Raw genomic sequence first — 26,489 nt, 5'->3', positions numbered from 1 at the left:
AATTAAACAAATGGATTTTGCGGTGAGGTTAATCTGGCAATACTTTCTTCTGCTCGTGCACTTTTATAGGGGAAATCCTCACGATAATGCCCCCCACGGGATTCTCTTCTCGATAAAGCTGCTCTAACAATGAGTTCTGCATTCAAAACAATATTACGCAGTTCAATAAAATCACGCGTAATACAGTGCTTCCAATAATATTCCTCGATGATTTTTTTCCGCTTCATAATTAATTGTAGTAGATCTTGCAATCCGGCTTCCGTACGAACGATGCCAGCATAAGAGGTCATTTCGCCTCGTAAACCGCGCCAGTGCGCATTGATTTGGCTTGCTCTACGAGAATTAACTTCCCCTGGTGAATTCCAAATGGGAATATTGTCTATTTTGTAAGAGGTTGTCAGATCTTTTAAGCTGCAACGCGCAGCATTACCCGCCATCACGAGCGCTTCTAGCAAGGAATTACTTGCCAACCGATTTGCCCCGTGTAAGCCGGTAAAGGCTACTTCACCGATGGCGTAAAGTCGTTTTAGATCAGTGCGCCCATCTACATCTGTCAATACCCCTCCACATTGATAATGGGCAGCAGGAACAACGGGAATCATATCCTGACTCATGTCAATGCCAACGCTCATCAAGGTTTTATAAATTTGTGGGAAACGTTTTTTTAGGAATGATTTCGGTTGATGAGTAATATCTAGGTAAACAAAACCATTTTGGTTTTGCTCAATTTCACTGAAAATAGAACGTGCAACCACGTCGCGGGTCGCTAATTCCATTTGTTCCGGTGCATAGCGTTGCATAAAACGCTCTCCGGTCTCAGGAGTCTTTAATAAACCACCTTCGCCGCGTACAGCTTCTGAGATTAAGAAATTGTTTAAACTATGGTGATGTAACAGCGTAGGGTGGAATTGGTAAAATTCCATATTTCCAACCCGAGCTCCTGCCCGGTAAGCCATGGCAACGCCATCACCAGTGGCGACCATGGGATTAGTCGTATACCGATACGTTTTACCTGCCCCGCCGGTGGCAAGAATAACACAGCGACTTAGGAAGCTATGGATGCGGTTTTCATGACAATCTAAAATATAAGCACCCAGAACTTCTCCCTGGATATCTGTTCGGTGAGGATGGTAGTGAGTAATTAAATTCACCGCGATATGATGCTCAAAAAAATGAATTTGTGGGTATGCTTTCGCTGCATGCAATAGTGCTTCGGTGACAGTTAGACCCGTTTGATCACCGATATTGAAAATTCGTCGGTGAGAGTGACCACCCTCTTGCGCAAGAGTGAATTCACCATTTTCCCCTTTAGTAAAAGGGACAGCATAGGTTAATAAATCCTGGATGGCTTGCGGCGCTTGACGAATAATGAATTCAACCGCGGGTTGATAGCACAAACCATCGCCTGCATCCAATGTATCAGCAATATGAGATTCCAAAGAATCGCTTGGTGATACAGCAGCTGCTATCCCTCCTTGTGCGTAACGACTGTTACATTCGCTACTCTCTGCTTTGCTAACAAGGGCAATTTTTACATTGGGTTGGAGTTTTAATAATTGCAGGCAATAATTAAGACCAGCTAGACCTGTACCCAAAACCAGGACATCAAATTCTAATGTTTTTCCTTGTTGCGATAAATTTGTCATGAGAATGCTTTTACTAGTTGTGCTGCCAAACCAGTGTATTTTTCAGGGGTCAATTCCAGTAATTGCTTTTGTACCTCTTCGGGGATGGCAAGTGATTTGATGAAATGTCTTAAGCTTTCTGCGTCAACCCCTTGTCCTCGGGTTAAATTTTTTAATTGCTCATAGGCATTAGGTATATTATAGCGACGCATTACCGTTTGCACCGCTTCTGCTAGAACTTCCCAGTTTGATTCTAAATCCTGTTTTAAAGCGGATTCATTAATTTGTAACTTATCATTCCCCTTGGCAATTGCTTGGAAAGCGATTAGAGTATAGGCAAAAGCCACTCCTAAATTGCGCAAGACAGTGGAATCAGAGAGATCCCGTTGCATTCTTGATTGCGTGAGCTTGTTGGCAAAATGATTAAATAGAGCGTTAGCTATACCAAGATTGCCTTCCGCATTTTCAAAATCAATAGGATTTATCTTATGCGGCATAGTAGAGGAACCTACCTCATCAGCAACGGTTTTTTGCTTAAAGTAGTTAAGTGAAATATAGGTCCAAATATCACGTGTATAGTCCAGCAAGATGTTATTGATGCGTGTCATAATGTGCGAGACCTCAGCGATGCCATCGTGAGGTTCGATTTGTGTCGTATAAGCACTGAAAGATAAACCAAGCGAATTAACAAAATTTGCACAATGCTTACGCCAGTCAACTTCGGGATAAGCAATGATATGCGCATTATAATTTCCCACAGCACCATTGCATTTTGCAGGTATAAGGACTTCAGCCAATTGTTGCTGCGGACGCTTTAAGCGAGCTACAAAGTTAACTAGCTCTTTGCCAACCGTTGTGGGTGTTGCAGGTTGACCATGGGTTCGTGAAAGCATGGGAATGTCGCCATGCTGTTTGCCAAGTAGCATAATGCTGGCAATAATTTCGGCTAGTGTAGGTTGGATGACCTGAGCGATCGCTTCTTTAACCATTAAAGCATAGGCTAAATTATTAATATCTTCTGATGTGCAGGCAAAATGAATAAAAGCTGTGTATTTGCGTAAGCTTTCGAACTGCTCCAGTTTTTCCTGTAAATAATATTCTACTGCTTTTACGTCGTGATTCGTCTTTCTTTCGTACTCTTTGACTTTTTCAGCCTCTGCTTCATTAAAGTTGACTAGGATTTCTGCCAGGTAAACCTTGGCATTATTGTCCAGTTGTGCAATTTCTTTGATATCTTTATTGGCTGCCAAAGATTCAAGCCAGCGAATTTCAACCATGAGCCGATAATAAATCAGGGCAAATTCACTGAAATAAGGACTTAGGATGCTCGTTTTTTTTAGGTAACGTCCATCAATAGGGGAAATAACATTCAACGGGGATAAGCTCATGGTAAATCGCCACAATTATAAAGCGCATATAATAGTAGATGCAGCGATAGATGTGAATCAAAAACGATACCTAAACTGCTGCTCCATTCGAATCAAAATATAGCACAAGATAAATATTATGAACAAAACAAAGTATTTTGTTAGCAAAATCATGCTAGAATATCGTCCCATCGCATTAGACCATGTATCTCTCATGAGGATGATATAGAGCATCTGGTTAAACCAACCTGGGGTTTTGAGGACTCTTATGGCAACAAATTTAGGCCACCTTTCTTATCCTGCTAATGGCAATCTACGCATGTATAACATGCACCCATACCGTAGTTATGTGCCTCATAAAAGAGGTATCGACGGAATGATTGACTATGTTCCCGAAATAGGCATAGACGGTATGAAGTATAACGCGGCATGGATAAATCCAGTGCAATTAACCGGCACCTTACTTCATCCCCATCCTGATGGACTTAGCCAGGTCAGTGGCAGCTTCTATGCGATGACCGATGATGAAGCCTTTAATCCTTTAATATTCCCGAATTGCAACACGGAAGAATGCCAAGCAAAATTAAAAAAATGGACAGCCTCTGTGCGCCTGAATGGGATGTTTCCAATATTCGATTTAGTATTAAATCATATCGGCATTAATCAGGGCGAACCCTCTCCGTTACAAAAAAAATTAGGGGAAGCTGGTTTATTACTGGCAGAAGTCAATGAGCGCTGGCCAGACATTCAGGGTATCGATTATTACCGTGCAGGAAGTACCAATCGTGGCTTAACCACCCCAATGAGTGATTTGGATCCAGTTAAGATTGATAAAGTTTTCGAAATACTTTGGGAACCGTTTATTCGTCGTTACATTCTCGACTATGGTTTTATGGGTGTGCGCGTCGATGCTTTAACCCATGTTCCTGTGCCCGTTCAGCAACGCGCATACGCCTTAGTGCAAAAACTTGTTAACGTAGAATATGGCACTGATGCGATTGTTGTTGGTGAGTTAATGGTGGCTGTTTCTCCAAATCAGCTTAGTGCTCTAAGTGCATGTGGTTTGACCCATTGTCTAAATCCCTATAGCTTTTTTTGGGGACATTGTATGGAGGGTGGCTATGAAAAAACAGCTGAACGATCTCCTTTTATCAAACAAAACCAGAGATTAGCTGAAATTGTCCTCTCTCCGGAAGCAAAAAAGATTAGTGCTTATAAGATACAGATCATTGCTGAGTATAATAAAGAAAAACACAAGCAGCCGAACACGATATATATCGTTAATCAAAGTGGGAAATATCGTCTCGTTATCAATGGTGAATCAAGTTATGTAGCTTTGGGGATCACCCATGTTTTTCCATTGAGCGTATTAGAGGAATACTCCGAGATTGAGCAATTAATAGATTCTTATCGCAATGTTGGGACAGGGAAGCAGAAAGGGGAAGCGCAACTCGCTGTCAGGGCATGGTTGGAAGAATGTCCTGCGCTTCAGCGAGTTCTCGGTCAGATGCATTTTCAATCCAACAAAGGTAGCTTAATTGCTGTGAGTGGAAATCACGATGTAGGCACCTTAAAAGCAAAAGTCATGCTTGATATTGCTTATGGCAGGGCGATGACCAATGTTGGCGCGGACGAACGTAAAATAGAAGACATTCAAAATACCTACAAAGAGTTTAAGAATATTATCAAAGGAATCGTCAATACCAATGATTTAATGAGACGATTACAAGCTGCCTTTGGCTTAACTGAAAAGGAAAAGCAACACCTGTTTCTTGAAGTCAATATGCGTATGCGTGAGAAATTGTTCATCCAGGCCATGATGTGTCGTGGATGGTATTCGTTAGGTGGTGATGAAGTGGGTGTCTGTCATAAGCCAGAAGTCTTCGCCCAGTTTGGGGAAAACCCTGGACGGATTGGCTCTTCTTTACTCGAACGCGCGCATTCTAAATGTAGTCAACATGATTTGCGAGGGTTCATCCGCGGAGTTAACGAAATCATGGATGTACTTCCAAAGCCCGCTTATAATGACCGTGCAACCATGCATTACCTGGTATTGGAGAATGAAGAATTTGGTGTGAAAGCAGCTGAATTCTTATTCGTCGTGGTTCGCTATAGTGCCAAAGAGAATAAATACTGTCTTCTTGGGCACACAGCTGAACATCTGGGAGACGCTTTGTTAGCTGATAAGCTCAGAGCAATGCTAGCATCTGAACCTTGTTTAAACGAAGCAAGTTGCGATGTGTTGATGCTTGATCAACATGGCGAAGTTATCCGAACGGTTTTAGCGTTGGCAAAAGAAGAAAAGAAAAATAATCAGGGTATCATGAGGAGAACAGGGGCAAGCGCATCTGAAGCAGAGTATATTCCCGCATTAAGCTTTAATTTTAGAGATAGCTTTTTTAGTGATCCTACAAGGATAAAAAGAGACGATCGTTCGGAACAGTTATTGACAAATACTTTAAAATAACCTTTCCTCACCCATCAAGACGCGCAAAAAGATTCCTGAGTACTCCGGAATCTTTTTAGATATTATACGCTGTACTGAGTTGTTATTGCGTTTGACAAGCCTAACTCAAACTTCCCCGCTTCCTTCCGTTGTGGATTACCAAAAAATCCTATCTCCACTACCTCTTTTTCAGATTTGACTCGGCTCGTCTCAGGATCGTTCGCCTTACTAAGAGCAGCGGCGGTGATGGTGGCATTACTAGGAGCGGCGGGGACGGTGGCATTATTAGGAGCTGCGGGGATGGCAGTTTTTTTCACGAGTGCTGAGTTAGGATTCACATTTGAATTAAGGCTTGCATCTGTTACTTTCTCTTGCTTGGCGCCCCTGAGTCTCGTATGCATCACCTTACCATGTTGATCAACCATCAACACATCGCAACTTGCTTCGTTTAAACAAGGTTCAGATGCTAGCATTGCTCTGAGCTTATCAGCTAACAAAGCGTCTCCCAGATGTTCAGCTGTGTGCCCAAGAAGACAGTATTTATTCTCTTTGGCACTATAGCGAACCACGACGAATAAGAATTCAGCTGCTTTCACACCAAATTCTTCATTCTCCAATACCAGGTAATGCATGGTTGCACGGTCATTATAAGCGGGCTTTGGAAGTACATCCATGATTTCGTTAACTCCGCGGATGAACCCTCGCAAATCATGTTGACTACATTTAGAATGCGCGCGTTCGAGTAAAGAAGAGCCAATCCGTCCAGGGTTTTCCCCAAACTGGGCGAAGACTTCTGGCTTATGACAGACACCCACTTCATCACCACCTAACGAATACCATCCACGACACATCATGGCCTGGATGAACAATTTCTCACGCATACGCATATTGACTTCAAGAAACAGGTGTTGCTTTTCCTTTTCAGTTAAGCCAAAGGCAGCTTGTAATCGTCTCATTAAATCATTGGTATTGACGATTCCTTTGATAATATTCTTAAACTCTTTGTAGGTATTTTGAATGTCTTCTATTTTACGTTCGTCCGCGCCAGCATTGGTCATCGCCCTGCCATAAGCAATATCAAGCATGACTTTTGCTTTTAAGGTGCCTACATCGTGATTTCCACTCACAGCAATTAAGCTACCTTTGTTAGATTGAAAATGCATCTCATCGAGCACTTGCTGAAGTACCGGGCATTGTTCCAGCCATTCTTTCACAGCTTTTTGTACATCCCCTTTCTTCTTTCCAACAGACAGATAATAAGAGGTTATAAACGCTTCTACTGCCTCATACCCTCTGAGTATGTTTAATGGAAGAATAAGGGATCCACCAAAAGCTATATGGTGTGATTCACCATTGATGATTAGACAATATTTTTCTTTTTGCTGAGCGATAAATATTGTGTTCGGCTGCTTGTGTTTTTCTTTATCATATTCAGCAATGATCTGTATCTTATAAGCACTAACTTTTTTTGCCTCTGGAGAGAGAACAATTTCAGCTAATCTCTGATTTTGTTTGATAAAAGGAGACCGCTCCTCATTCAAACAATAACCGCCTTCCATGGCGTATCCCCAATAAAAAGAACAAGGGTGAAGGCAGTGAGTTAAACCACAGGCGCTCAATGCCGGTACATATTTTTCAGGATCACCCACCATTAATTCACCAACAACAATCGCATCAGTGCTATATTTTTCTTTAACAAGTTTTTGCACTAAGGCGTATGCGCGTTGCTGAACGGGCACAGGAACATGGGTTAAAGCATCGACGCGCACACCCATAAAACCATAGTCGAGAATGTAACGACGAATAAACGGTTCCCAAAGTATTTCGAAAACTTTATCAATCTTAACTGGATCCAAATCACTCATTGGGGTGGTTAAGCCACGATTGGTACTTCCTGCACGGTAATAATCGATACCCTGAATGTCTGGCCAGCGCTCATTGACTTCTGCCAGTAATAAACCAGCTTCCCCTAATTTTTTTTGTAACGGAGAGGGTTCGCCCTGATTAATGCCGATATGATTTAATACTAAATCGAATATTGGAAACATCCCATTCAGGCGCACAGAGGCTGTCCATTTTTTTAATTTTGCTTGGCATTCTTCCGTGTTGCAATTCGGGAATATTAAAGGATTAAAGGCTTCATCATCGGTCATCGCATAGAAGCTGCCACTGACCTGGCTAAGTCCATCAGGATGGGGATGAAGTAAGGTGCCGGTTAATTGCACTGGATTTATCCATGCCGCGTTATACTTCATACCGTCTATGCCTATTTCGGGAATATAGTCAATCATTCCGTCGATACCTCTTTTATGAGGCACATAACTACGGTATGGGTGCATGTTATACATGCGTAGATTGCCATTAGCAGGATACTTGGGTCTCATTTACAATTACCTAAAATAACAATTAACAACCAAATGGGTTTGGCATTATGCAGACAGAAGATTAACTGAGCATTAACAAATCATACATGGTTGGTATATTTTTAACAACAAAGGTTGAATAAGAAATTAAATGTAAAATTATGACCCAAATTTACTTTCCTCTAGTGGGTGCATAACGAGTGAAGGATTTGCTATAATCAACTCGAATAAATTACGAGCAAAGAAGATGTTTGAGAAAGAGTTGCATTTTTCGCCCTTGGGACAAAAAACGGTTTACATAGAAACGTATAATAATTCCCTTCTTTTCCCGATTTCTCGTCAGCCCAAACGCGATGCAATAGGCGTTAGTAGTCAAGCCTTGCCTTTCCATGGCTACGATTTATGGACTGCTTTTGAATTATCCTGGTTAAATGAAAAAGGAAAGCCGGTTGTAGCTGTTGCTGATATTATCATTCCTTGTGATTCGCCTAACTTGATTGAATCAAAATCGTTCAAACTCTATTTAAACTCATTTAATAATACGCACTTCAGTTCAGCAGTGGCAGTACAGGAAACCCTGGTCCACGATTTAAGCAAGGTGGCAGGTGAAGACGTTAAAGTGTCCATCTATCATCCTGAGAGCTTTGAATCTTGCACGATTGGACATATGGAAGGTATTTGCCTGGATGATTTAGATATTAGCTGTAATGAATACAGGGTTAACTCATCAATGCTCAAGACGTCAACAGAAATCGTAGAAAATGTTTCACTTTATAGCCACCTACTTAAATCGAATTGTCCTGTAACAGGTCAACCTGATTGGGGATCAATTGCAATAACTTATAGTGGTCCTCGTGTAGATAATGAAGCTTTATTGCAATATTTAGTCTCATTTCGTAATCATAATGAATTTCATGAGCAATGCGTTGAACGTATTTTTATCGATCTTATGACTTATTGTCATCCTGATAAGCTCACGGTTTATGCGCGTTATACTCGCAGAGGAGGATTGGATATTAATCCTATTCGTTCTAATCAAGCCATTAAGCCACCTAGTAATATCCGTTTATATCGACAGTAAAGGCGTTATTTGATTTCATTAAAACTGTGTCATTCCCATGTAGGCGGGAATCCATTCTGATTTTTCAATTGAGGCTATCATTCACATCACCTCTCAATTTAAGTAGAATGGGGGCATTTTGAGGAGCAGGGGTAGATTTATGGCAGTCAGCGCACATACAATTGATTTTCAACATCTAGGGATGCAAGCTCTTGAACAGGTGGGAGGAAAAAATGCTTCACTAGGAGAAATGATTAGCCATTTATCTTCCGCTGGTGTTTTGGTGCCTGCAGGTTTTGCCACAACAGCTGATTCTTTCCGAGAGTTTTTAACGCATAACAAATTAGACAAGAAAATCTACGATCTACTCGCTAAGCTAGACACAGATGATATTGCGCAATTAACCTCCGTTGGTAAAACCATTCGTGATATGGTCGTAAGTGCTTCCTTTTCTCCTGATTTTGAAAATGCAATTTGTAAGGCCTATGAGGATTTGGCTAAAAAAATTGGTCATAATGATTTTAGTGTGGCAGTTCGCTCTTCAGCGACAGCTGAAGATTTGCCAGATGCCTCTTTCGCTGGTCAGCAAGAAACGTTTTTAAATGTTCGCGGCGTACCAGCTATTTTAAAAGCTATCAAACAGGTTTTTGCTTCATTATTTAATGATCGCGCAATTGCTTATCGGGTTCATCATGGTTTTGCTCATCAGGATGTGGCTCTTTCAGCAGGTATCCAACAGATGATACGGAGTGACTTGGCAGTTAGTGGAGTCATGTTTACTATGGATACTGAATCTGGGTTTGATCAGGTGGTCTTTATTACCTCTTCCTATGGTTTAGGGGAGATGGTGGTGCAGGGTGCTGTAAATCCCGATGAATTTTATGTGTATAAGCCTACTTTAAAAGCCGGTAAGCCTGCAGTCATTCGTCGGAATTTGGGTAGCAAAGCAGTAAAAATGGTTTATTGCAATGATGCAGCTGCAGATAAAACAGTTAAAATCGAAGATGTTGAGGCGGAAGAGCGTTTATTGTTCTCTTTAACTCCGGAAGAAATTGAACAATTAGCACGACAAGCTTTAATCATTGAGACGCATTATGGTCGACCTATGGATATTGAATGGGCAAAGGACGGTCAAGATGGTAAGTTGTATATTTTGCAGGCCAGGCCTGAAACGGTGAATAGTCGCGCCACTGCCCAGGTTCTTGAGCGTTATTCCTTACAGGCTCAAGGCCAAGTCTTAACGGAAGGTCGAAGCATTGGTCAAAAAATTGGCCAAGGTCGCGCCAAAGTCATTAGGGATATCAGTGAAATGCATCGGGTGCAATCTGGGGATGTGTTAATCTCGGATATGACTGATCCTGATTGGGAGCCTATCATGAAAAGGGCATCTGCGATTGTCACAAATCGTGGTGGTCGAACTTGTCATGCAGCAATCATTGCTCGTGAGCTCGGGATTCCTGCTGTTGTCGGCTGTGGAGATGCTACCAAAACGATCAAAGATGGTGATGAAGTAACGGTTAGTTGCGCCGAAGGAGATACAGGGTATGTTTACCGTGGCTTGTTGCCCTTTGAACAAGTACGTCTTGATGTAGAGACTATGCCAGAGTTGCCTCTTAAGGTTATGCTTAATGTCGGTAATCCCGAACGTGCTTTTGCTTTTCAATCGATTCCCAATGCAGGTGTTGGTTTGGCCCGACTGGAATTTCTAATTTCCAATACCATTGGTATTCATCCCAAGGCCTTGCTGGAATATGACAAGCTAGACGATCAACAGTTAAAGAAGCTGATCAACGAAAAAACGGTGGCTTATGCCTCACCTGTTGAGTACTACATTGAACGCTTAAAAGAAGGTATTGCTACCATTGCTGCTGCTTTTTATCCTAAGCCTGTGATAGTCAGACTCTCAGACTTTAAATCCAATGAGTATGCCAATTTGGCGGGAGGCAAATATTATGAGCCCCATGAAGAAAATCCAATGCTAGGCTTCCGTGGTGCTTCACGTTATATTTCTAGTGATTTTGCCGAGTGTTTTGCTCTTGAGTGCCAAGCTGTGCGCCGTGTCCGGGAAGCGATGGGTCTTGATAATGTAGAAGTGATGATTCCATTTGTGAGGACCGTGGCTGAAGCTAAGCAAGTGATTGATGTATTGCAACAACATGGGCTTGAGCGAGGTAAGGCGGGTTTACGCATTATTATGATGTGCGAATTGCCTTCAAATGCCTTGCTGGCTAGTGAGTTTTTGGAGCATTTTGATGGTTTTTCCATTGGCTCGAATGATTTAACACAATTAACCTTAGGCTTGGATAGAGACTCGGGCTTGGTGGCTTCGCAGTTTGATGAACGTAATGATGCCGTTAAGGCTTTGTTGCATATGGCGATATCAACCTGTAAAAAAGCTGGAAAATACGTAGGGATTTGTGGGCAAGGTCCTTCTGATCATCAGGATTTTGCACAATGGCTGATGAAAGAAGAAATTGACAGTGTGTCTTTGAACCCAGATTCCGTATTAGAAACTTGTCTCTTTCTTGCTAAACAAGATAGCTTCTCCGAATGAATTTTAGGGATGTTCCTATTGCTTTTTTGTTCAGGCTACGTTTAAAAACTCGCAATAGAGCTTGCTATTACTCGCTTTTAAACGTAGTCTGAACAAAAAAATCAAGTCGCCTAAATTCCTAAAAACTCATTCAGAAACGGTATAATTGATGGCTCATCATTTAAAATACATTATCTTGCTGGCTATTTTCCCTGTCTTTTTATATGCAGGGGTACCACAAGATACACATCATGATCCTATCGCACCTATTTTGTTGTGGGTGACTCTCATTTTATTCTTTGCTTTGGTCGGGCGCTATCTGGCCCAACGGTTTAACCAACCTGGTGTCCTTGGTGAATTATTAATGGGAGTTTTGTTAGGCAATGTCTGTTATTACTTTGGCTTGCAACTGGCAGTTATTTTGCGCGAAGGTCCCGAAATTTTTGATATCATGCGAGAGATGTTGTCAGGGATTCCGCTACCCCAGGCAGTGAGTCTTAATATTCCCGATCCTTTTTATGCACACCAGGTTCTCGCTGTTTTAAGTGGCCCCCATGCACTTGATTTAATTAAGATAGGAAATATCCTCGAGGTCTTTTCTCGTTATGGTGTCATCTTCCTATTATTTATGGTTGGCTTGGAAAGCTCCATTGATGAATTAAAGCACACAGGGCGTGAATCCGTACTCGTGGCTATCCTTGGGATTGTTGCTCCCATTCTCCTTGGATTCATCGTTGCCCATCTCTTGTTGCCTACTGCATCATATAAAGTGGATCTATTTGTGGCAGCAACCTTGGCCGCAACAAGTGTTGGTATTACAGCCCGTGTTTTGTCCGAGATGAAGAAATTGCGCACGCGAGAAGCAAGGATCATTTTAGGCGCCGCCATGATAGATGATATTCTTGGTTTGATCATTCTGTCTGTGGTGAGCTCTTTGGTCGTTTATGACACCGTTAGTATGGGCTCCATAGCGCGCATTATTACAGCTGCAATTCTCTTTTTTGCTGTTGCTTTAACACTTGGCCCTGCGCTTCTGCGCTTAGTTGTTACTTTCTTCGAGTTTTTTCTGGAAAGTTGGGAAGTTAAATTATTCGCTGCCTTCATGTTTGTCATGCTTTTAGCATGGGTAGCTACTTTAGTTGATCTGGCTGCTATTATTGGTGCCTTTTGTGCAGGATTGGTATTGCATGATGGTTTTTTCACATCCAAAGGACAACAAACTGACGGCCGTAATATAAAAAGTTTAGTAGGTCCCTTGGAATCCATCTTAGCCCCCTTGTTTTTTATTTTAATTGGTATTCAGGTCAAAATAGAATCCTTTATGGATTGGCATGTATTGGTTATGTCTGCTGGACTTATCATTGCAGCCACAGTAGGTAAAGTCATAAGCGGTTTAGGCGGTAGCCGTAGAGATGATCGCCTATTAATTGGTATAGGGATGTTGCCTCGTGGTGAAGTAGGTTTGGTCTTTGCTTCTATTGGTAGAACACTAGGAGTGATTTCTGACCAACTTTTTTCTGCCATTATTCTTATGGTTATTGTGACAACATTTATTGCCCCTCCATTATTAAAGTCACGATACAAAAAGCAGCGAGATGTCAAGAATGATGCCCAAACAAGATGAAATCTTACTCGACGTAAGGCGGGCATTGCAGGAAGATATTGGAGATGGCGATGTTAGTGCTGCTTTGCTGTCATCACAATTAATGGCAGAAGCTGAAATTATTTCGCGAGAGCCGATGCTCGTCTGCGGTCGCCCATGGGTGGACGCGGTTTTCAAAGAAGTCAGCATGGCCATCGAATTAAACTGGCTTGTCAATGAGGGCGCTTGGCTCAATCAGCCGGCCACCTTGTGTTTGATACAAGGCCCGGCTGATCAAATTTTAACGGCAGAACGTACTGCTTTGAATTTTTTGCAAACGTTATCTGGAACAGCCACGCAAACCTACCACTATTTATTTAAACTGCGAGGGACAAAAACGCGCTTACTTGACACGCGTAAAACAATTCCCGGCCTTAGGATGGCGCAAAAATATGCTGTGTCCTGTGCAGGAGGTAATAATCATCGCATGGGTTTATTTGATGCGTTTTTGATCAAAGAAAATCATATTAAATCTTGTGGTTCTATTACAAAGGCAATCGCACAAGCACGAAAAATGCGTGGTGATCTTTTTGTTGAAGTTGAAGTTGAGACCCTTGAAGAGTTGCAAGAGGCTTTGGTTGCCAATCCCGATCGCATTTTGCTCGATAACTTTACAAATGACATGCTTGTGGAGGCAGTGAGACTCACTCAAAATCGTTGCGAATTAGAAGCATCAGGTGGTGTTAGTTTAAGTACAATTGCGTCCATTGCCCAAACTGGAGTTGACTATATTTCAGTTGGTGCAGTGACTAAATCAGTGCAAGCCATTGATCTCAGCTTATTGATTAGGAAGCTCAAATGAGTCCACGTATCGTTTTTACAGGTGGTGGTACTGCAGGCCACGTCACCCCAAATTTGCCGTTGATAGAAGTATTGCGAGCTCATGGTTGGCAAATTGATTACATTGGTTCGCAAGGCGGTGTAGAAAAAGCAATGATTCAGGTCTTGAATATTCCTTACCATGCAGTCAGTACCGGCAAATTGAGACGTTACTTTAGTTGGCAAAATTTTTTAGATCCCATAAAAATTGTTCTGGGAGTTAGTCAAGCCTATTGCTTATTGAGAAAACTGAAAGCGGATATGGTGTTTTCTAAAGGGGGTTTCGTTGCTTTCCCAATTGTTTTAGCTGCCTGGTTACAGCGTATTCCAGTGATTGCTCACGAATCGGATATGAGCCCTGGTTTGGCTAACCGGTTAAGCTTTCCTTTTGTTAATAAAATCTGCGTAACATTTGCAGCAGCAAAAAAGCATTTTAAAAATCAAGGAAAAATTGCGGTAACAGGTACACCCATACGACCAGAACTATTTCAAGGATCAAAGACCAAAGGTTTAGCATTATGTGGTTTTCGCGATGATAAACCTTGTATCTTGGTGATGGGGGGTAGTCAAGGCTCTACCGTGCTAAATGAGGCTTTAAGGCAGTGTTTACCTGCATTAAGTGAGCAGTATCAGATTATTCATCTCTGTGGGAAAGGGAAAATCGATAAGCGTTTATTGAACAAGAGTAATTATTACCAATTTGAATACGCAAATGAGGAATTGGCAGATTTATTTGCTGCCAGCCAATTGGTTGTTTCAAGAGCAGGTGCTAATGCATTGTACGAAATTCTTGCCTTGGAAAAACCGCATGTCTTAATCCCATTATCAGCAAGAGTCAGTCGCGGAGATCAAATTCAAAATGCTAACTATTTTAAAGAGCAGGGCATCAGCAGGGTTGTCGAGGAAGAGGTTTTAACTCCTGATACTCTTCTGGCCGCAATTAAAGAGGTGGATCAACAGCGTGAAGACATTATTGCCAAAATTAAGACTCTTCATATCGAATCCGCTACTGAAAAAATTATTGCTGTACTTCGCGAGGTGTATCAAGGAGAAGATGCATGTTGAATTCCCAGAAACTGTATGAGTACGTTGCTCAGCAATGGCAGGACAACATTCTACCTAGTCTTTGCGAGTATATTAAAATTCCCAATAAATCTCCTCATTTTGATGCACAATGGCAGGAACATGGTCATATGGAGCGTGCAGTAAGTCATGTTGCTGAGTGGTGCAGAAACCATGCGCCTGCAGGTATGACCTTAGAAATTGCTCGTCTTCCTGGACGTACACCTTTATTGCTAATGGAGGTTCCAGGGGAAAGCAAAGAAACCGTATTGCTTTATGGTCATTTAGACAAACAACCAGAGATGAGTGGCTGGCATGAGTCTTTGGGGCCGTGGAAGCCGGTTATTAAAGATGGTCGTCTTTATGGGCGTGGTAGTGCTGATGATGGCTACGCCACCTATGCCTCACTAACAGCGATAAACGCTTTGCGAGCACAAGGCTTGCCTCATGCACGATGTGTTTTGCTGATTGAAGCATGTGAAGAGAGCGGCAGCCATGATTTACCTTTTTATATTGACACTCTAAAAGAAAAAATTGGTGAGCCTTCTTTGGTGATTTGCCTGGATTCAGGCGCTGGGAATTATGATCAGCTCTGGATGACGACATCATTACGCGGTAACGTGACTGGTGAGTTAACGGTTGATGTTCTGACCGAGGGAGTGCATTCAGGTTATGCCAGTGGAATTGTTGCTGATAGTTTCCGTATAGCAAAGCAATTAATTAGCCGGATCGAAGATGAAACCACTGGTGAAATTAAATTGGAGGCTTTGTATTGCGATATCCCTGAAGATCGAGTGAGGCAGGCTGCTGCCTGTGCAGAAATTCTAGGCAATGAAGTTTACAGCAATATTCCTTTTCATTCTGGTGTCGAACCTGTTACGCATAACAGAAGAGAGTTAATTTTAAATCGAAGTTGGAGACCTGCTCTTGCTGTGACGGGTGCAATGGGTTTACCTGCTACTGCTGATGCAGGGAATGTGTTGAGACCAAAAACGTCGCTGAAACTCTCCATGCGTCTACCGCCATTGGTATTGCCCCAAAAAGCGCTAGCGGCAATGCAAGAAGCGCTAACCAGTAACCCACCTTATAACGCAAAAGTTGCTTTTCATGTGCATGATGGAGCTGTTGGCTGGAATGCACCAAAGATGGTTGAATGGTTAGAGAAAGCGATTAATGATGCTTCACTCACCTTTTATCAAAAACCTGCTGCTTACATTGGTGAAGGAGGAACCATTCCGTTCATGGGTATGCTAGGAGAAAAATTTCCCAAAGCACAGTTTATGATTACTGGGGTATTAGGACCCCACTCAAATGCCCACGGGCCTAATGAATTTTTGCACTTGGAAATGGCAAAGAAATTAACGGCTTGCGTCGCGTTCGTGCTCAATTCTCATTATCATCAGACAACTCTCGACAGATAAAAAAAATCTTGCGATACTCTTTTGCTTCTTGCAGGAAAAAGCAAGAAGTAAAAGGGCTGGTTGAAAACTCATCATGTTCTAAACTGGCCAAGTCCAACAATTAAGGAGAATGTAAATGAAAGCAAATTTATTTGCTGCTGTATTATCGTTGTGTGTTGTATCCTTTCCCATTCAGGCTGCTTCGCAAGCAAACAATTTATCTACTATAAAAAAAGAGCAATCGCGTGCCAAAATTAATCTAAACAAAGCTGATGTGCATAATCTTGCTAACTCAGTAAAAGGTATCGGTCAGAAACGTGCACAAGCTATTGTGAAGTATCGTGAAGAACACGGCGCTTTTAAATCCATTGAAGAATTATCTCAAGTACGTGGATTAGGCAAGCAATTTGTTAAGAGAAATCTTGCACAATTACAAGCAGTTTTTACCATCGATTGACGTTTCCCTCTCCACCGTGCGAAGCATGGGGGAGAGGGTAGGGTCACTGCCATTAAGTTAAGACACAAATTCCTTTGCCTACGTCCCGCGACTTGTTCGCGGGATCCAGCAGTCTCGGAGCATCGTTGGATCCCGCGAACAAGTCGCGGGACGTAGTGATTAAATTCCTTAATTATGGTCGTGGAGGGTAGGGTGAGGGGGCTCAAAAATCTTAATTAAAATTCTGTCGATTTTTATCCCAATATAGGGTAAAGTGTCTGCCAAAAAAGAACGAGGTAGTGTTGCACATGTTCAGGAAATTAAGGGGTGTTTTTTCCAATGATTTGTCGATTGATTTAGGCACGGCAAATACATTGATTTACGTAAGGGACAAAGGGATTGTGTTAAATGAGCCCTCAGTTGTGGCTTTACGTAACGAATCTGGCCAAAAGCGAGTAGCTGCTGTTGGTTTGGAAGCTAAGCGTATGCTAGGCAGAACACCTGGTAATATCAATGCGATCCGGCCAATGAAAGATGGAGTGATAGCGGATTTCTTTGTTACAGAAAAAATGCTGCAGCATTTTATTCACAAAGTTCATGAAAATCGTTTCTTAAGACCTAGTCCACGGGTATTGGTCTGTGTCCCTTGTGGTTCCACTCAAGTTGAGCGTCGTGCGATTCGCGAGTCTGCAATGGGTGCTGGTGCACGTGAAGTCTTCCTAATTGAAGAACCTATGGCTGCTGCTTTAGGCTCTGGCATGCCAGTGGAAGAAGCCAGTGGTTCTATGGTTGTGGACATTGGTGGTGGTACTACTGAGGTCGCTATTATTTCTTTAAGCGGGATTGTTTATCATCAGTCTGTACGTATTGGTGGCGACAAATTTGACGATGCGATTGTTTCTTATGTTCGCCGTAATTACGGTACTTTAATTGGGGAAACAACAGCTGAGCGTATTAAACATGAAATTGGTTCCGCCTTCCCTAGCCGCGATCTTTTCGAAATTGAAGTCAGAGGTCGAAATTTGGCAGAAGGAGTGCCTCGCAGTTTCACACTGACAAGTGCTGAGATTCTTGAAGCCTTACAAGAGCCTCTTTCAGGTATTGTTGGTGCTGTGCGAGCAGCTCTTGAATTGGCTCCACCTGAGTTGGCCGCAGATATTGCAGAGCGCGGTATGGTGTTGACTGGTGGGGGGGCTCTCCTAAAGAACATGGATACTCTATTGATGGAAGAAACAGGCCTGCCCGTGCTCGTTGCAGAAGATCCTCTAACCTGCGTTGCACGTGGTGGTGGTAAAGCATTAGAAACCATGGATCTGCGTGGTGGTGATTTCCTCTCAACAGAATAATCCTAAAGGCAGGATATTTGCTGATGAAAGCAAACACAGGGTCTTTGGCTTTGTGTTTGCTACCGTATTGTCTTTAGCCCTCATGTTTTCTGATTACCATTACAAATATCTAAGCAGCGTTCGTAGTGGGTTTGCTCTTATTATTTCACCCTTACAATTTGCTGTTGACTATCCAGTGCGTGTTGTGGGTTGGTTGCAGTCTTTGGTGAGTGCTAAAAAAGCGCTAATCAACGAAAACATGCAGCTTCGCTATCAACAAACGCTACTTGAAGCTGAGTTGCAAAAACTATTAGTTATCAAGGAAGAAAACTCACAACTCAGGGAATTATTGCTTACTTCTTCTAAAGCTAAAATGCAGGCTATGGCTGCTCAAATATTGGCGGTTGATACCAGTAGCTCACGCCAACTCGTTGTGCTAAATAAAGGTAAACGCGACGGGGTTTATGCAGGACAGCCCGTATTAGACGCAAAAGGAGTAATGGGGCAAATTATTGATGTCGGTTCCATGACGAGTACTGTTTTATTAATCTCCGATTCCAAAAGTGCTGTGCCTGTTAGAAATAACCGAACTGGAGAGCGGGCAATTTTAGTGGGTACAAATAACGTGAGCCAGTTATCTTTAATTAATTTGCCAAGAACATCTTCTATTAACAAGGGCGATCTTTTAGTGACTTCCGGCCTTGGGCGTTTATATCCAGAAGGGTATCCAGTTGGCCGTGTAGAGGCAGTTAAGAGTATTCCTGGAGAAGCTTTCATCAAAGTTGATGTCAGCCCCATTGCGTTATTGAATAGAAACCGTCTAGTGCTTCTTGTCTGGCCCGATAAGGAGCAAACCGCATTAACAGCCCAAATTAATGAGCGTTTGAATGTGATTGGAGAAAATGCATGAACGTCTTGTATCTGCGTTTATTCATCGCCGTAATTTTAGCGCTTGCTTTAACCATTCTACCTTTACCCGAGTTGTTAGTGGGACTTAGACCTCCCTGGGTTTTGATGCTGGTTTTATACTTACAATTTTTTTTACCGAACTATTTCAATATACCCCTTTTGATTATTATTGGCTTGCTCCTGGATGTCTTATTGTCTACCGTACTTGGAGAGCATGTCTTTGCCTTATCCTTAGTCACTTGGATTGCAAGCAATAAGGCGCGTCGCTTTAATTTCTTCTCAATGTGGCAACAAATGGCTTTAATTGGTTTTTTCTGTTTCCTCTATCAACTACTTATTTTCGTGATAGAGTCATTCTTGGGCTATCATGTTTCTTTTATGATGTTGGTGGGCAGTGCCTTCGTTAGTATGATTCTCTGGCCTTGGGTTAGGCTCATAGCTGATGATACATTACGAGCGAAAGCCTTTTATAGTCGTTGAGATAAGGCGATAATCCCCAGGGTGCAGTTCCCCTAAAGACCAGTTAGCTATACGATAGCGGACCAATCTTAGGGTAGGAAAACCTATGGCAGCTGTCATTCTACGAATTTGGTGATTCTTTCCTTCTCGTAAAACAATATCAAGCCAGGTCGTTGGTATTGTTTTACGGAAGCGTACCGGAGGAATCCTGGGCCACAATGTTGGCTCAGCAATAATTTTCACTTTGGCGGGTAAAAATCGTGTATCCTTAATAGCCAACCCTTGTTGAAAAGGCTTAAGATCTTTATCGGTAGGTTGGCCTTCAACTTGCACCCAATAGTATTTTTGTTTATTAAACTTAGGGTGGCTTAGTTGATGTTGCAATGTTCCATCATCAGTTAACAACACCAATCCTTCACTGTTTTTATCCAAACGACCTGCTGCGTAAAAATTAGGTCGATCAATATAATCAGCTAAGGTTTTTTCTCCTTCTTCACCCGTGAACTGACATAACACACCAAAAGGTTTATTAAACAGTAGAATGTTCGCCACGATTCTAACCAAGTTGTAAATAGTTTTATTATTACAAGCAAACGCATTTGGGACAAAGGATTTTCAATGCTATGATTATTGATTTTAAATTGATGGAGTTGCCAATGACGTTTGCAAAAATTCATGTCCCAGCCCAGGGGCAAGCCATTACAGTTGGTGCGGATTTATCTTTAAAAGTCCCTAATTTCCCAATTATTCCTTTTATTGAAGGTGATGGTATAGGCGTGGATGTGACTCCGCCGATGATTAATGTTGTTGACGCGGCAGTAGCAAAAGCTTATGGAAATCAAAAAAAGATTGCTTGGATGGAGGTCTATGCAGGTGAAAAAGCAACTAAAGTCTATGGTCCAGATCAGTGGCTACCACAAGAAACGTTGGAGGCGATGAAAAAATATGTTGTAGCTATTAAAGGGCCACTCACCACCCCGGTCGGCGGAGGAATTCGCTCCTTGAATGTCGCTATTCGCCAAGAACTCGATCTTTATACCTGCTTGCGTCCAATTCGTTATTTTGCCGGTACTCCAAGTCCAGTTAAAGAGCCTTGGAAAACCAATATGGTCATTTTCCGTGAAAATTCCGAGGATATTTATGCCGGGATCGAATGGCAGGCGGATTCCGCTGAAGCCAAGAAAATTATCCATTTTTTGCAGAAAGAAATGGGTGTCAAAAAAATTCGTTTCCCAGAACATTGTGGCATAGGTATTAAGCCTGTTTCCAAGGAAGGTACTTCTCGTTTAGTAAAGGCGGCCATTCAGTATGCCATCGATAATGATCGTGATTCGGTTACTTTGGTACACAAGGGTAATATCATGAAGTTTACTGAAGGTGCATTTAAAGATTGGGGCTATCAAGTTGCCCGTGAAGTATTTGGCGCTACAGAACATGAAGGTGGTCCATGGCTGCAATTAACCAATCCTAAAAATGGTAAACGCATTATTATCAAAGATGTGATTGCAGACGCTTTTCTACAACAAATTTTGCTAAGACCCGAGGACTATAGTGTTATTGCAACGCTTAATTTAAATGGAGACTATATTTCTGATGCTCTGGCGGCCCAGGTGGGAGGGATTGGTATTGCCCCAGGTGCTAACATCGGTGATAAGGTTGCGGTTTTTGAAGCTACCCATGGTACTGCTCCTAGATATGCGGGTCAAAACAAAGTTAACCCTGGCTCTTTAATTTTATCTGCTGAAATGATGCTGCGTCATTTGGGGTGGATTGAGGCAGCAGATTACATTATCAAAGGAACAGAAGGAGCCATCGAGGCGAAAACAGTAACTTATGATTTTGAGCGCTTAATGGAAAAGGCTACTTGTGTTAGCAGCTCAGGATTTGGACAGGAAATCATTAAACATATGTAATTGATACATATTCTTCATGCTGCAGACAGTAACTGAATACGCTCTGTTGTCATCCCTTAAGCTTGACCGGAAGATCTAAGCCCTTATGCTGGACTCCAGGTCTCTTGGTCAAGCCAAAATGAATGCAATCTAATCAAGGTGTTGTTCGTTGTCACAAGGTTTAATTTTTTTCAAGAATTAAATCAATTTTTACTGGCCAAATGCCCATTAGAAGTCTATAAAATTAGTAAAGGGTGTATGTTATGAGTGGATGGTCTTTAGAGGAAATTGTTGAGCATAAAACAGCTGAATCAGAGGTTGTCCCTAAGCTCAAACAACCTAGGAAATATAAGGTAATTTTGCTTAACGACGATTATACGCCAATGGAATTTGTGGTGGAGGTATTGAAGCGATTCTTCCATTTCAATGAAGAGGTAGCAACTCAGGTGATGTTACAGGTTCATATTTTGGGGAAGGGCGTTTGTGGTATTTTTACTAGGGACATAGCAGAAACAAAGGTTGCTTTAGTCAATGATCATGCGAGAAGCAATCAACACCCCCTGTTATGTGCCATGGAACCAGAATAGTGGTGGTGGCTGGAGAGGAGCACGACAATGTTAAACAAAGAACTTGAATTCACCTTAAATCTGGCGTTTAAGGAAGCAAAAGAGAAGCGTCATGAATTCATGACTGTGGAACATTTGCTACTGTCATTGCTTGATAATCCAGCTGCGGGTAACGTTTTACAGGCTTGCGATGCAAATATTGATGCTTTGCGTCGAGATTTAATTGAATTTATTGATGAAACCACTCCCAGGATCCCAGAGGATGAGCTAGATAGAGAGACCCAACCAACATTGGGTTTTCAACGTGTGTTACAACGAGCTGTTTTCCATGTTCAATCTGCAGGCAAAACAGAAGTTACAGGTGCCAATGTCTTGGCAGCCATCTTTAGTGAACAAGAAAGTCAAGCTGTTTATTTTTTGCGTCGTGAAAATATTACTCGCTTAGACGTTATCAATTATATTTCTCATGGTGTCTCTAAATATCATAACGATATGGGCGAAAGTATGAATCCTATGGACGAAGATACCCTGAGTAATGAAACCAGTGAATCTCCGCTTGAAAGTTACTGCATGAATCTCAATAAACGGGCCAGAATGGGCAAAATTGATCCATTAATTGGCCGTCACGAGGAGATCCAAAGAACGATTCAAGTATTATGTCGCCGCCGCAAGAATAACCCTTTGCTTGTTGGCGAAGCTGGGGTAGGTAAAACTGCGATTGCGGAAGGATTAGCTCGCCGCATCGTTGATGGGGAAGTGCCTGAGGCCATTCATCATTGCATCGTTTACTCTTTGGATTTGGGTGCATTATTGGCTGGTACGAAATACCGTGGGGACTTTGAGAAACGCTTGAAAGCGGTTTTAAAACAATTATCACAACAAGAAGGAGCTGTTCTTTTTATTGATGAAATCCATACTATTATTGGAGCTGGCGCTGCTTCAGGTGGGGTAATGGACGCATCAAACCTTATTAAACCGCTATTAGCAAATGGCGAATTAAAATGCATTGGCTCCACAACTTATCAAGAATATCGTGGTATTTTTGAAAAAGACAGAGCACTTGCTCGACGTTTCCAAAAAATAGATATTATAGAACCAAGCGTTGAGGAAACGTTTGAAATTCTTAAAGGCTTGAAAGGTCGTTTAGAAGATCATCATGGTGTTAAGTTCTCCATTCCTGCTCTAAAGGCTGCAGCAGAACTCTCTGCAAAATATATCAATGATCGTTTCTTACCAGATAAAGCCATTGATGTTGTGGATGAGGCAGGTGCCTATCAAAATTTACTCACAGCCAATAAGCGTAAAAAAATCATCGGTGTAACAGAAATTGAGAGCGTTGTGGCTAAAATTGCACGTATCCCAGTTAAGAAGGTTTCTGCTAGAGACAAAGACACTCTGCGTAACCTTGAGCGCGATTTAAAATTGCTCGTTTACGGTCAAGATGTGGCGATTACCGCTTTGGCCTCTGCCATAAAACTTGCTCGTTCAGGTCTTCGTGACCCACAAAAACCTGTTGGTTGTTTCTTATTTGCAGGACCGACGGGTGTTGGTAAAACAGAAGTTACCAAACAGCTTGCTAATGTGTTAGGTATTGAATTGCTGCGTTTTGATATGTCTGAGTACATGGAAAAACATACTGTTTCGCGTTTAATTGGCGCACCTCCAGGCTATGTTGGTTATGATCAAGGTGGATTATTAACCGAAGCAGTAACAAAAAACCCCCACGCGGTTCTACTACTGGATGAGATAGAAAAAGCTCATCCTGATGTGTTCAATTTATTGTTGCAAATTATGGATCATGGAACATTGACAGACACAAATGGACGCCAGGCTGATTTTAGGCATGTCATTCTGGTGATGACCTCTAATGCTGGAGCCACTGAAATCAGTAGGAATTCTATCGGTTTCTCATGGCAAGATAACAGCAACGATGGATTAGAAGTGATAAGAAGACAATTCAGCCCGGAATTTAGGAACAGGTTGGATGCCATCATTAATTTTGCGCCTTTGGACAATGTAACTATCGGTTTGGTTGTTGATAAATTTATCATGGAGCTTGATGAACAATTGAGCAATAAAGGAGTTAGCTTTAAAGTCGATAAGGCCGCTCGTGATTGGCTTATCGAGCATGGGTATGACAAAACGATGGGTGCTCGACCAATGGCAAGATTAATTCAAGAAAATGTGAAGAAGCCACTTGCTGATGAATTACTCTTTGGTAAATTGGCGAATGGTGGTCATGTAACCCTAAGAGTAAAAGATGGTAAATTGCATTTCGATAGTCATGATCATAGAGAAGGGGTATGTTAAATCCTGGTAAATTTCGTGCCTTAATGCGCTTTCATTAAAGCGCATTTTTTTTATATTTTCTTATAAATCATAAATATCCAGACCTAACAATCACGCTTTATCTAAGGTAGAATTGCCGCAATTACGTTAAGCTGGTTCTTCTATGCTGAGTGTCATCATTATTGTAAAAGATGAAGAAGCGAATATACGTCGTTGTTTAACATCCGTACAATGGGCAGATGAGATTATTGTTCTGGATTCAGGTAGTAGCGATAACACTGTTGCCATTGCGAAAGAATTCACAAAAAATGTTTATTGCACCGATTGGCAAGGCTATGGTATACAAAAACAGCGAACTTTATCTTATGCTACTGGTGATTGGGTATTGAATTTGGATGCCGATGAGACAGTAGATGAAAACTTAAAGAATGCCATTAAAAAAGCAATGAGCGATAATCAAGCTGATGCCTATCGTATTCCAATTCGCATGAATTTCTATGGTAAGCTGCTACGTTTCTCCATTTGTCCTAAAAGGCATATTCGACTTTTTAAACGCGCGGGTGCATGTTATAGCGATGATATCATTCATGAGAAAGTTATTTTACCTGCTTCTGCGAGAGTAGCGCGATTGAAAGCGGCAATACAGCATCATTCTTTTCAAGACGTTAGTCATGCTCTTTCCAAAATGAATAAGTATTCATCCTATACAGCCAGGATCAGAATCCAGCAGCAAAAATCACCAAGCTTGCTAAAAATTTTGGCAGCAAGCAGTTGGATGTTTTTTCGTTGTTATTTTTTACAACGAGGTTTTCTGGATGGTAAGGCTGGCTTCCTATTGGCTGTATTGAGCTCCCAAGGAACCTTTTATCGAGGCATCAAGCAACATTATCGTGATTCACACACAGACAAATTACCCAAAATACTTAAGGAATAAATGAGAAATGGAGACTTCACTTCATCTTGTAGAAAAATTCCCATGGCAAAAATGGGCATCGTTATTACTGGCAATAACATTGTTGGCAGTGCCAATAAGCTCAACTGCGAAAAGCATAGGCATAGCTTTGTCGGTTCTAACTATCTTACTGAGTCCAAGTTTACGGGCTGATATATGGAGCGTTCTCTCTGAGAAGTGGTGTATCGCCGCCTATATACTCTTCTTGCTAGCTGTCATTGCTTGTTTTTGGAGTCCGGCTGCTTTCGCAGATAAAGCATTTGTCATTGAAAAATATAGCAAATTACTTTATTTACCTATCCTCGTGGCGGGTTTTCAACATGGCAAAACCAGGCAAATGAGCATACATGCTTTCTTACTCGCCATGATAATCACGTCGACATTATCCATTCTGAAATTTCACGGCTATTTACAGTCTTTCAATTTTAAGCCTGATTTTGTCTTTCGTAACCACATCATGACGGGTTTCATGGTTGCTTTTGCCACGTACTTGTCCTGTTTACTTGCCCATCGCCGATCAGGCTATACACGTAGTGTCTATGTGCTGCTCGCAATATTCTTCACTTATCATGTGCTCTTCGTAAATAGTGGTCGTACCGGTTATGTGATGTATTTCCTTCTCATGGGTTTATTCACCTTCCAATTTCGTACCTTACGCCATATCGTCATGTGGCTCCTTCTTGTTATCAGTGTATTCTTGATGAGTTATTTTAAGGGTCACAATAGCGTCATGAAAACGCGGGTTAATGACGCGGCCCAACAGGTACAAAGCTATAAGCAAAACAAGAAAAAGAATACGGATATAGGTCACCGCTTACAGTTCCATCATTTTGCTCATGAGCTTCTCACACGACATGTTTTATTTGGTAATGGCACGGCGAGCTTCACTTATTATTTTCAAAAAGAGAAACCTGTCTCTAGCTGGACATGGAGATTATGGGAGCCGCATAGTCAATATTGGCTAGTTGCTGCTGAATTTGGTTTAACAGGTTTGGCAGCATTGCTATTTTTCTTTTTTAGCTTATTCATGACAAGCTTGCAACTTGATAAAACAAAAGCGGTAGCATTAGCCATGTTGATACCGTTTATGATAGGCAATTTGTCAGATTCACTGCTGTTTTATTCAGGTTCTGGTTACTTTTTTCTTCTATTTATGGCTCTTTGTTTGGGTGAGAAAGTCGAGATGGGTAAGCGCAAAAACGGTTAATCAGTTCTTGTATAAAGAAAACAAGAGCGTCTGGAACGCGATCTTCAAGTTAATCATAAAACCGAATTACCGTGGCTTGACCACGGTACCCATAGTTCCCATTAAGATCGTTGAATACCGTGGTCAAGCCACGGTAA

Annotated in this window: 20 protein-coding genes; 16 read left to right on the top strand and 4 right to left on the bottom strand. The window is 41.8% G+C overall.

Annotated features, from left to right (window positions below; all coding sequences use genetic code 11):
- Window positions 1-2: 2 nt before the first annotated feature.
- A complete protein-coding gene (nadB, locus tag CKV79_RS08495; protein ID WP_028373078.1) occupies window positions 3-1,646 on the bottom strand; it encodes an L-aspartate oxidase in 1,644 nt (547 codons plus the stop codon).
- Window positions 1,643-3,013 carry an adenylosuccinate lyase gene (purB, locus tag CKV79_RS08490; RefSeq protein WP_028373079.1) on the bottom strand — a complete coding sequence of 457 codons (1,371 nt, stop codon included), beginning with the start codon at window positions 3,011-3,013 and terminating at the stop codon, window positions 1,643-1,645. The genes nadB and purB overlap by 4 nt, the downstream gene beginning before the upstream one ends.
- Before the next feature lie 247 nt (window positions 3,014-3,260).
- On the opposite strand from purB, the gene CKV79_RS08485 reads away from it, so the two are divergent.
- A complete protein-coding gene (locus CKV79_RS08485) occupies window positions 3,261-5,459 on the top strand; it encodes an alpha-amylase family protein (RefSeq protein ID WP_095141765.1) in 2,199 nt (732 codons plus the stop codon).
- Between the two features lie 62 nt (window positions 5,460-5,521).
- Here the strand turns inward: CKV79_RS08485 and CKV79_RS08480 are convergent, their stop codons facing one another.
- On the bottom strand, window positions 5,522-7,822 hold the full coding sequence (locus CKV79_RS08480) for an alpha-amylase family protein (RefSeq protein ID WP_095141763.1): 2,301 nt from the start codon (window positions 7,820-7,822) through the stop codon (window positions 5,522-5,524).
- A 226-nt stretch (window positions 7,823-8,048) separates the two neighbouring features.
- On the opposite strand from CKV79_RS08480, the gene queF reads away from it, so the two are divergent.
- The 10 genes from queF to mreD all read left to right on the top strand — a co-directional run bounded on the left by queF (window position 8,049) and on the right by mreD (window position 19,467).
- The gene (gene queF, locus CKV79_RS08475; protein ID WP_028374255.1) at window positions 8,049-8,882 is read left to right on the top strand and encodes an NADPH-dependent 7-cyano-7-deazaguanine reductase QueF; all 834 of its coding nucleotides are present in this window, start codon (window positions 8,049-8,051) and stop codon (window positions 8,880-8,882) included.
- A gap of 139 nt (window positions 8,883-9,021) precedes the next feature.
- Window positions 9,022-11,415 carry a phosphoenolpyruvate synthase gene (gene ppsA, locus CKV79_RS08470; protein ID WP_028374256.1) on the top strand — a complete coding sequence of 798 codons (2,394 nt, stop codon included), beginning with the start codon at window positions 9,022-9,024 and terminating at the stop codon, window positions 11,413-11,415.
- 148 nt (window positions 11,416-11,563) lie between these two features.
- On the top strand, window positions 11,564-13,018 hold the full coding sequence (locus tag CKV79_RS08465) for a cation:proton antiporter (protein ID WP_028374257.1): 1,455 nt from the start codon (window positions 11,564-11,566) through the stop codon (window positions 13,016-13,018).
- On the top strand, window positions 12,999-13,838 hold the full coding sequence (gene nadC, locus CKV79_RS08460) for a carboxylating nicotinate-nucleotide diphosphorylase (protein WP_028374258.1): 840 nt from the start codon (window positions 12,999-13,001) through the stop codon (window positions 13,836-13,838). Before CKV79_RS08465 ends, nadC begins: the two co-directional genes overlap by 20 nt.
- Window positions 13,835-14,920, top strand: a complete 1,086-nt coding sequence (locus CKV79_RS08455) for an undecaprenyldiphospho-muramoylpentapeptide beta-N-acetylglucosaminyltransferase (RefSeq protein WP_035916311.1) — start codon at window positions 13,835-13,837, stop codon at window positions 14,918-14,920. The genes nadC and CKV79_RS08455 overlap by 4 nt, the downstream gene beginning before the upstream one ends.
- Window positions 14,914-16,338 (top strand): M20 family metallopeptidase, encoded by a 1,425-nt coding sequence (locus CKV79_RS08450; RefSeq protein ID WP_028374259.1) that lies wholly within the window; start codon window positions 14,914-14,916, stop codon window positions 16,336-16,338. The genes CKV79_RS08455 and CKV79_RS08450 overlap by 7 nt, the downstream gene beginning before the upstream one ends.
- A 115-nt stretch (window positions 16,339-16,453) precedes the next feature.
- Entirely contained in the window at window positions 16,454-16,774 is a 321-nt protein-coding gene (locus CKV79_RS08445) for a ComEA family DNA-binding protein (RefSeq protein ID WP_028374260.1), read from the top strand.
- A 287-nt stretch (window positions 16,775-17,061) separates the two neighbouring features.
- Window positions 17,062-18,099 (top strand): rod shape-determining protein, encoded by a 1,038-nt coding sequence (locus CKV79_RS08440; protein WP_025385468.1) that lies wholly within the window; start codon window positions 17,062-17,064, stop codon window positions 18,097-18,099.
- Window positions 18,077-18,988, top strand: a complete 912-nt coding sequence (gene mreC / locus CKV79_RS08435) for a rod shape-determining protein MreC (protein WP_028374261.1) — start codon at window positions 18,077-18,079, stop codon at window positions 18,986-18,988. The genes CKV79_RS08440 and mreC overlap by 23 nt, the downstream gene beginning before the upstream one ends.
- The gene (mreD, locus tag CKV79_RS08430) at window positions 18,985-19,467 is read left to right on the top strand and encodes a rod shape-determining protein MreD (protein WP_028374262.1); all 483 of its coding nucleotides are present in this window, start codon (window positions 18,985-18,987) and stop codon (window positions 19,465-19,467) included. The genes mreC and mreD overlap by 4 nt, the downstream gene beginning before the upstream one ends.
- Here the strand turns inward: mreD and CKV79_RS08425 are convergent.
- Complete coding sequence (locus CKV79_RS08425) at window positions 19,438-19,998, bottom strand: pseudouridine synthase (RefSeq protein WP_028374263.1); 561 nt, start codon at window positions 19,996-19,998, stop codon at window positions 19,438-19,440. The two genes, mreD and CKV79_RS08425, sit on opposite strands and share 30 nt — an antisense overlap.
- Before the next feature lie 104 nt (window positions 19,999-20,102).
- Here CKV79_RS08425 and icd point away from each other — a divergent pair, with 104 nt between their 5' ends.
- The 5 genes from icd to CKV79_RS08400 all read left to right on the top strand — a co-directional run bounded on the left by icd (window position 20,103) and on the right by CKV79_RS08400 (window position 26,352).
- On the top strand, window positions 20,103-21,359 hold the full coding sequence (icd, locus tag CKV79_RS08420) for an NADP-dependent isocitrate dehydrogenase (RefSeq protein WP_028374264.1): 1,257 nt from the start codon (window positions 20,103-20,105) through the stop codon (window positions 21,357-21,359).
- 242 nt (window positions 21,360-21,601) lie between these two features.
- Entirely contained in the window at window positions 21,602-21,925 is a 324-nt protein-coding gene (clpS, locus tag CKV79_RS08415; RefSeq protein ID WP_028374265.1) for an ATP-dependent Clp protease adapter ClpS, read from the top strand.
- 27 nt (window positions 21,926-21,952) lie between these two features.
- Entirely contained in the window at window positions 21,953-24,214 is a 2,262-nt protein-coding gene (clpA, locus tag CKV79_RS08410; protein WP_028374266.1) for an ATP-dependent Clp protease ATP-binding subunit ClpA, read from the top strand.
- 142 nt (window positions 24,215-24,356) lie between these two features.
- Entirely contained in the window at window positions 24,357-25,127 is a 771-nt protein-coding gene (locus tag CKV79_RS08405; RefSeq protein ID WP_028374267.1) for a glycosyltransferase family 2 protein, read from the top strand.
- A 7-nt stretch (window positions 25,128-25,134) separates the two neighbouring features.
- Window positions 25,135-26,352 (top strand): O-antigen ligase family protein, encoded by a 1,218-nt coding sequence (locus CKV79_RS08400; protein WP_051546287.1) that lies wholly within the window; start codon window positions 25,135-25,137, stop codon window positions 26,350-26,352.
- Window positions 26,353-26,489: the final 137 nt, after the last annotated feature.

This window comes from Legionella lansingensis (assembly GCF_900187355.1).
Classification (GTDB): Bacteria; Pseudomonadota; Gammaproteobacteria; order Legionellales; family Legionellaceae; genus Tatlockia; species Tatlockia lansingensis.
Note: the sequence above shows the minus strand (reverse complement) of the source record. Positions and strands in the feature narration are given on the sequence as shown.